The organism is Nitrococcus sp., assembly GCF_059432795.1.
This window is the reverse complement of sequence record NZ_JBXWZQ010000202.1, coordinates 38,099-50,639: the sequence shown is the minus strand read 5'-3', so window position 1 is coordinate 50,639 and position 12,541 is coordinate 38,099. Positions and strand designations below refer to the sequence as shown.

The window sequence follows — 12,541 nt, the reverse complement described above, 5'->3', positions numbered from 1 at the left end:
GTCCACGGTGCATGAACCCGGGCGGTCCGGTTACGTAGTCTCAAAGCAACAAGAAGTACGCCGGTGCTGGTGCTTGCACTCGGATAGACAAGGTAGAGGCAGCTTGGCTCGTAGGCAGCGCGCCCTGTCAGCGCGCTCGCCGACAGGGGTTATGAAGCCCACAGCCAGACATGGCTGTCACGTCACCGCACGGCTACACCCCGGTCACGACACGAATCCGGCGTGTTCCTTTATTTCGGTGGAAGCACTCCGACGCCTCGAAGCGAGTCCTGCGCGAAGAACTGGGGAGAGACATCGCCCGCACCTCGTTCTAGCGCTTCCGCCTTCTCTAGGTCACAGGAAAATTGCTCCATCCATGAGCTGTCGAGCCGTCAGCGGCGCTGATAGGCGGTGCTGCGCCGCAAAAGCGCATCCAATGCGCGGGTCGGCAGTCCGCGGCGCAGTGTGCCGAGAACATAGGTGGGCGTAGTGATGTAATATCGTGCCTTCGGCCGCGGGCTCTCCAGGGCATGAACGGCCTTACGGAGCACGACTTGCGGGCCTTGCGTGAAGGGATCGTCGCCGGTGGAGGCAAGCCGTCGCTCCAAGGCGTCGTAAACTTCGCGATGGGCGCTCGCCTGGCGGTTGATATGGCGCCGGAACATCTGCAGGGCATTGGCACGAAACCGGCTGCGCACGGGACCGGTCTCCAGCAGGCAAACGTGGATGCCACTGCCGGCCAGCTCTTGGCGCAACGTATCCGTGAGTCCCTCCAGGGCGAATTTGCTGGCGTTGTAGGCCCCTCGATAGGGCAGCGCCACAAGGCCGAGCACGGAGCTGTGCTGCAGGATCCGGCCGTGGCCTTGGCGGCGCATGGCCGGCAGCACGGCGCAGGTGAGCTCGTGGGCTCCGAACAAATTGGTCTCGAACTGCGCACGCAGGACCTCCCGGCTCACGTCCTCCACGGCGCCCGGTTGACCATAGCCGGCGTTGTTGAACAAGGCGTCCAAGCTGCCGCCGGTGCGCTCGAACACAGTGGTCACAGCGCGGCGAATCGACGCCGAATCGGCGGTATCGAGCGGCAGGCTCTCCAGGCCCTCGCGAGTGAGCCACTCGACATCGCGGCGCTGCCGGGCCGTGGCAAAAACGCGCCACGCACGCGCTCGCAGGCCTCGGGCGACTTCCAGGCCGATTCCGCTCGAGCAGCCGGTAATGAGAATCGTGCGCTTGGCGTCCTCGCTACGATCGTGCTTCATGATGGGATGCCTTATTCGTTAGGCGAGCCGAGAAAAGGCTAGGTGCTCTCGCGGCTTGTTGCCCTTCAGGCGAGCAGGACAGCGACGATACCGGTGATGAAGATGCCGTCGAATGTGCCCGCCCCGCCAATTGAGGCGAGTGGGGCTCCGAGCTCGCGCACGTCTTTGAGACGGCATAGGTCCGCCCCGATGAGTACGCCGATGGTACCGCAGATGTAGGCCAGCGGCGCACTTTGTTGCGGCAGCAGGGTGATGGCTACCAGCGCGGCCGTGATGGGAGCAACCAATATCGGCATACCGATGCCCAGACGTGGGACCGGGCGGCTGGCCAGATAGCACACCGTGGTCACGCTTGCGACGGCGAGGGCGACCGGCCCGAGCGGCAACGGTTCATGCGCAAAAAGGAACAGCGAGAAGGCAATGGGAATGAGACCGCCGCCAACATTCAAGGCCACCACGACCTTGCCCGGCCGATGCCTGAGCAAGAGGTTCTGCCAAGGTGGCGGGGGTTGCCACTGCGAATCCGGGCCGCGCTTGGCGGCCATGCTGAAAAGCGGCAGGTTGATGCCGCTGCCGAGCAAGGAGCTGATCAGCAGCAGCATCGCCGAGTCCGTCGTCAGGCCAAGCTTATCGAAGGCAATGCTGAGCAGGCCCACCTGGATGAGCCCGAAGAGCACCGCAAAGAACATGATGGCGACGAACAGTCGAAAGGGAAGCACGTGAGCCCTGCCATGCGCGAGATGGCGCTATGGTGTGGGGCGGGCGAGTAGGAATCAAGCAAGGCGTGCGGTGTGACGCGGCGCATATCGCACGTCGTTGAAGTTGGGTATTATTGGGCCACTTGTGGTGGACCCGCCCGGGCCTTATATCGCGATCCGGAGAGTTCAGCGAAGGTAACCTAAGATGCCGATCTATGAGTACATGTGTAACGCCTGCGGCCACGAGCTGGAGGTTCTGCAGGCGATCAGCGAGTCCCCCTTACAGGACTGTCCGCAGTGCGGGCAGGCTGAGCTGCGTAAGCTGATCTCCGCCCCGATTTTCCGGCTCAAAGGGGGCGGTTGGTATGAGACCGACTTCAAGACCAACAACAAACGTAATCTCGCGGGCGAGCGGGCCACGGAGAACAAATCCGCCGAGTCCAAGGCGGCGGAGGGCAAATCCGGTGAAGGCAAATCCGGTGAAGGCAAGTCCGGCGAGGGCAAGTCCGGTGCCGCGAAATCCGCCAAGGGTAACGCTTCGAGCGCTCACTCCGGGGGGACGGCCAAAAAATCCAGCGAGGCCTGATTCCATAAGGCTCGGCCGGGGCGTCGGCTTGCGCGAGCCCCGGCGGAGCTCTTACTATGCTTTGCGCATCGCGTCCCGCTTGACGGGGCGGATTCTACCATCGGCAGCAGACGGGCGGCGGCTCATCCCATGCGTACTCACTATTGCGGCGAGGTGACCGAGGCGTTGCTCGGCAGCGCGGTCGACGTCTGTGGCTGGGTCCATCGACGTCGGGATCATGGCGGCGTGATTTTCATCGATCTGCGGGATCGGGAGGGTCTGCTCCAGGTGGTTTTCGACCCCGACATGGAGGCGGCATTCCAGGCAGCGGACCGGGTGCGCAGCGAATACGTGCTGCGGGTACGCGGAGAAGTGCGCCGCCGCCCCGAGGGGACGGAGAATCTCTCTCTGAACACGGGCATGATCGAGGTTTTCGGCCATGAGCTGGAAATTCTCAGTCAGTCGAAGACCCCGCCGTTTCAGCTCGATGAGGTGGACGTCGGCGAGGACGTGCGCCTCAAGTACCGCTACATCGATCTGCGCCGGCATGCGATGCAGCAGCAGCTTCGCGCCCGCGCTCGGGTGGCCGGCGTGCTGCGCCGCTACCTCGATCGGCATGGCTTCGTGGACGTCGAGACGCCCATGCTCACGCGGGCGACCCCGGAGGGGGCGCGCGATTTTCTTGTGCCCAGCCGAGTGCACCAGGGCTCTTTCTATGCGCTGCCGCAGTCGCCGCAGCTGTTCAAGCAGCTGCTGATGATTTCGGGGCTGGATCGCTACTACCAGATCGTGCGCTGCTTCCGCGACGAGGATCTGCGCGCCGACCGGCAGCCGGAGTTTACTCAGCTCGATATCGAGACTTCCTTTTTGGATGAAGAGGCGATCATGTCCCTCATGGAGGGAATGATCCGCGAACTCTTCCGCGAGGTGCTCGCCGTCGAGCTGCCCGAGCCTTTTCCACGCATGAGCTACGCGCAAGCGCTGCAGCGTTTCGGCATCGATCGGCCGGATCTGCGCATTCCCCTGGAGCTGGTCGAGGTCGCCGATCTCATGGCGGAGGTGGAGTTCAAGGTCTTCGCCGAGCCGGCCAGGGATCCCAACGGGCGCGTGGCGGCGTTGCGCGTGCCGGGCGGCGGCGAGCTCAGCCGCAAGGCCATCGACGAGTACACCGCATTCGTGAGCCGTTACGGGGCGAAGGGCCTGGCCTACATCAAGGTGAACGATCCGGCCCGCGGCCGCGAGGGGCTGCAGTCGCCGATACTGAAGTTCCTTCCGGACGTGGCGGTGGCCGGCATCCTTGAGCGCACCGCGGCCAAGGCGGGGGATCTGATATTCTTCGGCGCCGATCGCGCCAAGATTGTCAACGAATCGCTCGCCGCCTTGCGCAACAAGCTCGGTTTGGAGTTGGGGTTGATCGAGCCGGGCTGGCGTCCGCTCTGGGTCGTCGACTTTCCCATGTTCGAATACGACGAGGACGACCGGCGTCTCTATGCGCTGCACCACCCCTTCACCGCGCCGCGCGTAAGTGAGCCTGCCGAGTTGCAGGGCGACCCGCAGGCGCTGCTCTCGCGTGCCTACGATCTGGTGCTCAACGGCACGGAGCTCGGCGGCGGATCCGTGCGCATCCATCGCCCGGACATGCAGTACGCCGTCTTCGATCTGCTCGGCATCGGCGAGGCGGAGGCGCGGGAGAAGTTCGGATTCCTGCTCGAGGCGCTGGAATACGGGGCGCCGCCCCATGGCGGCATCGCCTTCGGTTTGGATCGGCTGGTCATGTTGCTGACCGGTGCCAGCTCCATCCGCGAGGTAATGGCCTTTCCTAAGACCCAGACCGCAAGCTGCCTGCTTACCCAGGCCCCGGCGCCGGTGGAGGAGGGGGCGCTGCGGGAGCTCGGCATCCGCGTGCGTCCGAGCGTCGCTACGGCCAAGAGCGAATAAGGCGCCATTGCGGCGAAAGGTTCAGCCCCAACGGGGATATCGGTTATTCCCCTCGCCAGCGTATCGACGATTGCCTCAGCGGCGGTGTCTCGCGTGGCTCAAACGCGCACGGATCCAGCTCCGCGAGTAAATCGATCCGGATGGCGATGCGAATCAGCTCCGTGAGCTTGGTCACCTCGATTTTGCGCATTATGCGGGAACGGTAGAGCTCGACCGTTTTCTCGCTGAGCCCGAGCTGCGCCGCAATCAGGCGGTTCGAGCACCCCTTTATCATCGGCACGACCACGTCCCATTCCCGCGGCGTGAGTGTGTCGAATCGGCCCCGTAGCTCCCACCGCGCGGCTTTGTCATGGCTCTCGACCCGGTCGGCTTCGATCGCCCGGTGGACGGCGTCGAGCAGCGCCTGGCCATTGAACGGTTTTTCGAAAAAATCGGCGGCGCCGTTCTTCAGAGCCTTGACGGCCGTGGTCACGTCGCCGGCATAAGAGAGAATGATGACCGGCAGATCGATGCCATCGTCGCGCAATCGTTGCTGGAAGTCGGCCCCGAGCACACGCGGTGCGGCCGCATCGGCGATGAGGCAGCCGCGAGTGGATCGATTCAGCCGCGCGAGGCAGTCACGCGCCGAGTCGAAGTATTCGGCCCGGATGCGTACGCAGGCGAACAATTCCTTGAGCGTCGCCACAACCTCAGGGTCGGAATCGACCACGTAAACGCTCGATCCATCGCGGATATGGCTCGGTACAGCTGGCTCTGTCATCGCGCAACCGGGACGGCCTCATGTGCCAAAACAAGTATGGAACTATAAGGTTTACCGTCGCCTATTCCTAACGTGCTTGCAGCCGCATCGCAGAGGCCGGGATTCTTGGGTGGAAACCGCAAGCGATTCGGGGTTTCCCCCAATTTACCGGCCATCGACCGGCCCTTAAAGTATAGGCCATTCGTCAATGGAACAGCCGCAAATCATAGCGAATTTTATGCTGCTTTGCAGCAACACTATTGCGAGCGGCGCGGTATAAGAAATAAAACGTCCCCTTGAAGTGCAGGAGAGACGGTAAATCATGCGAAATCACGAGCATTTTCAGGCATGGTTGCGTTTGGCGCGGAGCCTCGATTGGTCCGGTGAGCATCGCGATGCGACGTGCGTTCGCGCGTTTACCGCACTGCAGCTTGCGGTGCAAAAATGTGCTCCGATCGAGAAACGTCCTGCCGGAGAGATGCAAGTATCACGTCCGCCGGTAAACCTTTTCGGCGAATCCGGGAGTTGGCTCATCGATAACGGATGAGCGATCAGGGCACCGTTTATGTGGTAGACGACAGCGCGGAGGTCAGGGCCTCTTTGACCGTGCTTTTGCGGTCAAAGGGTCTGCCCAGCCAGTGTTTCCCGGATGCTTGGGCGTTTCTCAACGCCTGCCCGCCGAGCGTCTCGGGTTGCCTGATCGTGGATGTCCGAATGCCGGGTCTGAGCGGTCTGGATTTGCAGTATCGGCTGCGCGAGGAGGACTATACGCTGCCGGTGATCGTCGTCACAGGTCACGGCGATGTGCCGATGGCGGCACGCGCGCTGAAGGCAGGCGCCCTTGATTTCATCGAAAAGCCGTTTGCCCCGTCGGTACTGATCCCGCTGATCAACGAAGCGCTCGCGCTCGATGCCCGCCTGCGGCAACAACGCTGCGAAGATGCCTTGCAACTTGCGCGCGTGGCACTGCTTACGGCGCGCGAGCGGGAGATCCTGCGCCAGGTCGTCGAGGGCCATTTCAACAAGGTGATCGCTGCCAATCTCAGGGTCAGCGTGTCCACCGTGGAAGCGCATCGCAAGAAAATAATGGAGAAGCTGCGCGCGAAATCACTTTACGATCTGATGTACATTGCTGAGCGCTTTCTCGACCCCGAGCGGCCGCCACGCTAGCAAAAACGACGATATTAATGCGCGAGTTGCACAAGCCTACATCAACCGCAATGCGATTTCGTTCGCGGCCGATTCCGGCAACTGAACTCCCGCGAGCGATATCAGTAGATAACCGTTGCGCTGGCTGTGCAGGGGCAGAAAAAGCTGTGAAACGACAAGTACCTGCAGGCCGGAAAGACGCAGCCGTAAAATCACGTGCCACGAAATCGTGCCGCAGCGGATTCGCCCGCGTAAGCGGTACAGCAACATCGGATCGATATTGATCCAGTCATCGATCCGGCTGCTCGTCAGATGATCCGGAAGCACGCCGAATAGTCGGCAAAAGCTCCAACTGGCGCGTACGATGCGCAATTCATGATCGAGCAGCAGACGGGGTCGGGCCGTGTATCGATGGGCGATGAAGCCTGTCATGGACGATACTCTCTTTGGGTCACTCATCACGGATCGCGGCGGCTTGGTCCGGATACCCAGCCTCGAGGGGACTTTCCCCCCTTTGCCCGCAGTGAATTGGCCCGCAAGCAAATGGCGCCCGGAGCGTTTCGGCTGATTCCATCCCTCGGGGTCGAAGCGATCACGCTGTCCCACCCTTTTTCGAGGCGAAGGTTTTCGGTGCGAATAGAACGAAAAAGGTTGGTTTTCATATAAGGCAGGCTCTTACGGGGCGTTTGCGGCGCTATTATTGTTGGGTCCAGCAAGTAAGAAACGATAAGGGAAAGACACCGATCGAGGGAATTCGGGCGAACCTTGGCCCGGTGCGGGATCTCCCTACTTGCGGCGCCGGAGCTCGGGATGATTGCGGTTCTGCGCGGTGCGGGCAGTGTCGTGTTCTGACTCGAAGCTTCGCTTGTGCGTCGATCACGAGGTCTGCTATACATCTTCAAGATCCATTCGCCGCCGGGCGCCACCGTTAAACGAGAGGTATTCCATGACTTCTGAGAGCGGCTCCGCGCGGCAAGTCGATGGCGAGGCGGTTGAGTCGGCGGCGATGCCGGAGGGCGCGATTGGTGATTCGCTGGAGCAAGGCGCCAACGCGGCTTGCCTGGCGGGTCAGGAGGTGGAATTACACCAACTGCTCGACGGTCTTCCGGCCGGCGCGTATGTTTGTGACCCGGGCGGGTTGATCACTTACTACAACCGGCGTGCGGTGGAACTTTGGGGCCGCGCGCCTAAGCTTTATGATCCCGAAGACCGGTACTGCGGGTCTTTCCGGCTGTATTCTGCGGAGGACGGCAGGCCGATTTGTCTCGATGAGTGCTGGATGGCGTTGGCGCTGCGCGAACAACAGGGCTACAACGACCGGGAGATCATCATCGAGCGTCCGGACGGCAAGCGGCTGACGGTGCTGGCCAACGCGAACCCGATCCGGGACAAGGCCGGCGCCCTCGTCGGCGCCGTCAACGTGCTCGTGGATATCACCGATCGAAAGCTGGTCGAGGACGAGCAGCGCCAGCTGCGCGTCGCGCTTTTGAACAGAGGTCGACTTACCTTCGCGGGGGAAATGGCCGCGGGGATCGCTCACGAGCTCAATCAGCCGCTCACGGCGATTGCCAATTACAGCGAGGCCTGCTTGAGCCTGCTGCGCGCGGGGCAAGTCAACGGCGAGGATCTTCTCGAGGCCATCGAGCAGATCGCCGAGCAGGGCCAGCGTGCCGCCGACATCATTCGCCGCTTGCGCGCCCTGGTGAACAAGGCGCCGCTACAGCGGGAGTCGGTGGGTTTGCAGGTGCTCGTGCGCAAGACGTTGAACTATATTGCCACGACGACCGATGCGGTAGGTGACCGGGCCCGTATTCGGGTCGATATCGCCGATTCGCTCCCCCCGGTCGAGGTCGATGCCGTGCAAATTCAGCAGGTTCTGGAGAACTTGGTACGCAACAGCATCGATGCGATGGACGACCCGAGTATCGAGCATCGGGAGCTTCGGTTGTCGGTTGAACCGGCCGACGACGGCATGGTTGCGGTCACCGTGCGCGATACGGGGCGCGGGCTCGGCAAAGGCGTCCACGAGCTGCTTTTCTTCCCGTTCTTTACCACCAAGCCCGAGGGCATCGGCTTGGGACTGCCCATCAGCGCTTCGATTGTCGAGGCACATGGGGGGCGACTGTGGGCCGAGCCGAATGACGGGCCGGGCACCACCTTCCATTTCACTCTGCCAACTGCCGGCGCGCAGGACCGTTCCCCAGGCGCTTGATGCGCTCCACGGGACCTCTTGACCGGCGCTTTGTCACTCCTGGGATTCGCCGCCATTGTCTGAGGGTTCGCGCAACGAGCAACTTTGTGCGGCAATTTGCTCGAGTGCCTGCGTGAGCGACGCCGCGATCAAGTCGGCCCCGAGCGCTACAGAGGAGTCCTCTTGTTTAGCCTTATCCAACTGATTATTCCAGAAGCCAAGCAAAAGCCGCGCCTGGGATGAGCGTCGGCGGAGGCGGCGGCAAGCATGGCGCGCCTGTACTACCGCAGCGTTCCCCATGTAGCTCAGGGTAATCCATTCATAGTCGCGCAGGTCGATATCGGCGATTTTCTCAGGGCTGATCGTATCGGCCGGCAGAACTTGGCTACTGATACCACGGCGCTCTAGCAACTGCGCCAGCATCGCCGCCGCGGCGAAATCGAGCGGGGTGCGTCCGGCGAGGCAGAGCACGGGCTGGCCGGTCCAAGCCGTTGATTCCGCCTCTGGTTCGGATTCGGTCTCCATGATTGCATCTTCATGATCGGCCAGCTCGAATATCGCCCAAAGCACACCGTCGCCGACCATCGTGAGCCGATCAGCCCGCAAACGCTGGCGTCTGCGGTCCTCCTCCGCGAGGCGCAGCGCCGGCAGAACAAGCTCATCGTAGCAGGCGGCTAACGGGCGCTTCTTCAAGTATTCCTCGGCGATGCGCACAACCTCGTCAGGGTCGCCAGCAAGCAGCCGCTGATAGAACTGCTCCGCCGGGGACAGCGCTGGCGCGCTGCTCAGCATGATGTCGAGAAATCGTAGCTGCGGGACATAAATGCCCAGAACCGCCAGGCAGACCGTCAGCGGAGTCGAGAGAAACAGGCCCACCGGGCCCCAGAGGATGGTCCAGAAAATAGCGGCCGCGATGATTGCAACGGCGGACACGCCGGTGCTCGCTCCGTAGAGCCAGGGTTCGACGAAATTATTGCTGATCACCTCCATGACGAGGAACAGACCCAAGGCCCAGAACAGCATTTCCCAGCCCGGATCGACCGCGATCGCCAAGGCGAGGGGAAACAGTGCAGCGATCACCGGCCCGACATACGGGATATAGCGCAGCAGCACGGCGAGGATGCCCCACAGCAGCGCACTAGGCACGCCGATGAAGTACAGCCCCAGGCCGATGGGAATGCCATAGGTGGCGTTTACGATCAGCTGCATCAGCAGATAACGACTGACCCGTTGCGCCGCCTCATCCATGGCTTCTGTGGTCAGGTAAAGATCTTCGCCGACGAGCCGGATCAGCCGATTTCTGAGATCCTCGCGTTCGAAGAGTATAAAAATGACGAAAATAACCGTGAGTCCCGCCGTGGCGATTGGGGCCAGCAATGGACCAGCGAGGGTATCGAACAGTTGCAGAGGGGACGCCGGCGGTTCCTTGAGTCGAACGACCGGAACCTGAGGATCCGTGGGCGCCCGCGGTTCGAGTTCTTGGCGCAATTCCTGAAACATGCTCGCAATCTGGCTTACGGCGCCGCCACCCGATGTTGTCGAGACCAGTGAGCGGATCTTGGTCTCGATGTTCTCCTGGTAGGTGGGCAGTTCACTGAGAAGCTGGGCGAATTGACTCCCCACCAGGATGGCGAAGCCGCCGATAAGGACGAATGCGAGGCTCACCACTGGCAACACCGCGAGCAACCGTGAGAAACCCCAACGGCGTAGCCGTATTACAAGAGGGCCGAGGGCGAAGCTGAAAAGAATAGCGAGCGCGAAGGGAATCAGAATATCGCGCCCGAAATAGAGCACGACGGTAAGTAGTACCAGTAATGCCAGCGTCGAAAAGGGCGTTCCAGCTGTGGGCGGCAGGCTGCCGCTTTTGCTGGAATTTACGGATGCGGCTGGCGCCTGCGGCTTTTCCATGAGTTCGCTGCTAATGTTGGGCGTGCGCCGCCTCCGGTTGGAGGGCGGACCAAGCGCGGCCTCATCGACAGGATCGACACTGTGCCGGACCCTGGCTTGCCAGCCTTAAATTGTGCGCGGTATTGATCAGCCCGACGTGCGAAAAGGCTTGCGGAAAATTGCCCAGGAGGCGACGCCGTAGCGGATCGTATTCCTCGGCGAGCAAACCGACGTCGTTGCGCACGGCGAGCAGGCGCTCGAAGAGTTCGCGCGCTTGCGCGTGACGACCGGTCATCGCCAGATTATCGACGAGCCAGAACGAGCAGAGCAGGAATGCGCTCTCGCCGCCGGGCAAGCCGTCACCATCCCCTGCCTGCGAATAGCGCATGACGAACCCGTTGTTCATCAGATTACTCTGAATCGCCGCGACCGTGCCTTTGATGCGTGGGTCATCGGGTGACAGGAAGCCGACCAGCGGCATCAGCAGCAACGCCGCGTCGAGCGTCTCGCCGCCGTAATATTGCACGAAGGCGTTGTGTTTGCTGCTGAACGCCTTCTCGCAGACCTCCTCGTGGATGGTATTGCGCAGCGCCCGCCAGCGCTCGACGTCACCGTCGAGGCCAAAGTTTTCGACTGCCTTGACACCGCGGTCGAACGCCACCCACGCCATCACTTTGGAATGGGTGAAATGGCGCGGCGGGCCGCGCATCTCCCAAATCCCGCAGCCTTTGTCCCGCCAGTGATCCTGGAGATATTTCAGCAGTTGCAGCTGGACATTCCAGGTATCGTCGTCCGGCTGAATGCCGTGGCGCCGCGCCGTATACAGGCCGTCCATGACCTCGCCATATATGTCGAGCTGGACCTGGGTGTGGGCGTCATTGCCGATTCGCACCGGGCGGCTGCCCTCATAGCCTTTCAGCCAGCCGAGCTCGTATTCGGGCAGCCGCCGTTCGCCGCCGATGCCATACATGACCTGGAGCTTCCCCGGGTCGCCGGCCACGGCCCGCAGCAGCCATTCGCGCCAGCGGCAGGCCTCCTCACGGTAGCCCGAGAGCAACAAGGCATAGAGAGTAAAGGTGGCGTCACGAAGCCAGGTATAGCGGCCCGCCGCCGATGCACTCCGGCAGCGAGGTGGTCGCTGCGGCCACCATGCCCCCGGTGTCCGCATCGGTTAGCGCCTTCAGGGTAATCAATGAGCGTATCACCGCCTCGTGGTGATCGCCGCGCACTTCGCAGCGGCCGCTCCACTCGCGCCACCAGCGCTGCGTCTCCTCCAGAGCCGCGTCGGCATCGCGTCGCCTGGGCGCATCACGCCAGGACAAGTGCCAGGTCAGCACGCAGGGCACGCGCTCGCCGGCGGCGACGCTGAACTCGGACACGGTGGTCTTGTCGCGGCCGCGCAGGTTGAGCGGCGTGTACAGTTGCAGCGTATCGGCTCCCACGACTGCCTGGAGGCTGTCGCCACGCCGGCGCACCCACGGCGTCACCTTGCCGTAACCGAACCGGAAAATTGCCTCCATTCGCATCGGCACCCGGCCGTGCCGGCCTTCGATGATGCGCACGACGTCAATGACCTCTTTTCCATCGCGTGGCAGCGGCATGAAATCGATCAGCGCTACCGTGCCGGAGGCGGTCTCGAACGTGGTCTCCAGAACCAGCGTCTCGTCGTGGTAGCGCCGGGTGATTTTTTCGGGCGGTTGCTGGGGTGCGATTAGCCATCGACCGTTTTCAGGCTCGCCGAGCAAGGCGGCAAAGCAGGCATCGGAGTCGAAGCGGGGCAGGCACAACCAGTCAATCGAGCCATCGCGCCCGACCAGCGCGACGCTGCGCATGTTGCCGATCAGCGCATAGTCTTCGATACGTTGAGTCATTGCTTTGCTTGCCTTGAGTCACGCTCGCCAAGGGGAACGCGTAGCCCGGTCAGGTTGCACCAGCTTTTCGCACCGCCTCGGCGATTTCAATCCTCGATCAAAGATTGGCGGCGCGCATCCCGTGTGTGAGCTATGCGCAGCCACGCTCGTAGCGCACGGACGCAGCGGCGTGTGGGGAGGAACTCGTCAGGCGTGGGGGCCTCTCAGTCACTATAGACAGTTGGCTTTCCCGGACGGCTGCCACCGTCGGTGTGCTCCGCGTAGCGGC

12 protein-coding genes are annotated in these 12,541 nt (G+C 62.4%); 4 read left to right on the top strand and 8 right to left on the bottom strand.

The annotated features are described in order from the left end of the window. Window positions 1–371: 371 nt before the first annotated feature. On the bottom strand, window positions 372–1,235 hold the full coding sequence (locus AC52Q4_RS14255) for an SDR family NAD(P)-dependent oxidoreductase (RefSeq protein WP_495537463.1): 864 nt from the start codon (window positions 1,233–1,235) through the stop codon (window positions 372–374). Window positions 1,236–1,300: 65 nt separating this feature from the next. After that, window positions 1,301–1,954, bottom strand: coding sequence for a DUF1614 domain-containing protein (locus AC52Q4_RS14250; protein ID WP_495537462.1), 654 nt, complete (start codon window positions 1,952–1,954; stop codon window positions 1,301–1,303). A 184-nt stretch (window positions 1,955–2,138) separates the two neighbouring features. On the opposite strand from AC52Q4_RS14250, the gene AC52Q4_RS14245 reads away from it, so the two are divergent. Further along, the gene (locus tag AC52Q4_RS14245; RefSeq protein WP_495537461.1) at window positions 2,139–2,519 is read left to right on the top strand and encodes an FmdB family zinc ribbon protein; all 381 of its coding nucleotides are present in this window, start codon (window positions 2,139–2,141) and stop codon (window positions 2,517–2,519) included. 129 nt (window positions 2,520–2,648) lie between these two features. Then, on the top strand, window positions 2,649–4,436 hold the full coding sequence (gene aspS, locus AC52Q4_RS14240; RefSeq protein ID WP_495537460.1) for an aspartate--tRNA ligase: 1,788 nt from the start codon (window positions 2,649–2,651) through the stop codon (window positions 4,434–4,436). 43 nt (window positions 4,437–4,479) lie between these two features. Here aspS and AC52Q4_RS14235 read toward each other — a convergent pair whose 3' ends face one another. Both AC52Q4_RS14235 and AC52Q4_RS14230 read right to left on the bottom strand, forming a co-directional pair. After that, a complete protein-coding gene (locus AC52Q4_RS14235; protein WP_495537459.1) occupies window positions 4,480–5,196 on the bottom strand; it encodes a response regulator transcription factor in 717 nt (238 codons plus the stop codon). Window positions 5,197–5,380: 184 nt separating this feature from the next. Beyond that, window positions 5,381–5,617, bottom strand: coding sequence for a hypothetical protein (locus tag AC52Q4_RS14230; RefSeq protein ID WP_495537458.1), 237 nt, complete (start codon window positions 5,615–5,617; stop codon window positions 5,381–5,383). Between the two features lie 101 nt (window positions 5,618–5,718). Here AC52Q4_RS14230 and AC52Q4_RS14225 point away from each other — a divergent pair, with 101 nt between their 5' ends. Beyond that, the gene (locus AC52Q4_RS14225) at window positions 5,719–6,345 is read left to right on the top strand and encodes a response regulator transcription factor (RefSeq protein ID WP_495537457.1); all 627 of its coding nucleotides are present in this window, start codon (window positions 5,719–5,721) and stop codon (window positions 6,343–6,345) included. A gap of 36 nt (window positions 6,346–6,381) precedes the next feature. On the opposite strand, the gene AC52Q4_RS14220 is transcribed toward AC52Q4_RS14225, so the two are convergent. Beyond that, entirely contained in the window at window positions 6,382–6,756 is a 375-nt protein-coding gene (locus tag AC52Q4_RS14220) for a hypothetical protein (RefSeq protein WP_495537456.1), read from the bottom strand. A 514-nt stretch (window positions 6,757–7,270) separates the two neighbouring features. On the opposite strand from AC52Q4_RS14220, the gene AC52Q4_RS14215 reads away from it, so the two are divergent. After that, window positions 7,271–8,536 carry a two-component system sensor histidine kinase NtrB gene (locus AC52Q4_RS14215; RefSeq protein ID WP_495537455.1) on the top strand — a complete coding sequence of 422 codons (1,266 nt, stop codon included), beginning with the start codon at window positions 7,271–7,273 and terminating at the stop codon, window positions 8,534–8,536. Window positions 8,537–8,569: 33 nt separating this feature from the next. Here AC52Q4_RS14215 and AC52Q4_RS14210 read toward each other — a convergent pair whose 3' ends face one another. The 3 genes from AC52Q4_RS14210 to AC52Q4_RS14200 all read right to left on the bottom strand — a co-directional run bounded on the left by AC52Q4_RS14210 (window position 8,570) and on the right by AC52Q4_RS14200 (window position 12,273). Beyond that, a complete protein-coding gene (locus AC52Q4_RS14210) occupies window positions 8,570–10,423 on the bottom strand; it encodes an AI-2E family transporter (RefSeq protein ID WP_495537454.1) in 1,854 nt (617 codons plus the stop codon). Window positions 10,424–10,484: 61 nt separating this feature from the next. Continuing rightward, on the bottom strand, window positions 10,485–11,570 hold the full coding sequence (locus AC52Q4_RS14205) for a glycoside hydrolase family 15 protein (RefSeq protein ID WP_495537453.1): 1,086 nt from the start codon (window positions 11,568–11,570) through the stop codon (window positions 10,485–10,487). Next, entirely contained in the window at window positions 11,485–12,273 is a 789-nt protein-coding gene (locus tag AC52Q4_RS14200; RefSeq protein ID WP_495537452.1) for a glycoside hydrolase family 15 protein, read from the bottom strand. The genes AC52Q4_RS14205 and AC52Q4_RS14200 overlap by 86 nt, the downstream gene beginning before the upstream one ends. Between the last annotated feature and the right edge of the window lie 268 nt (window positions 12,274–12,541).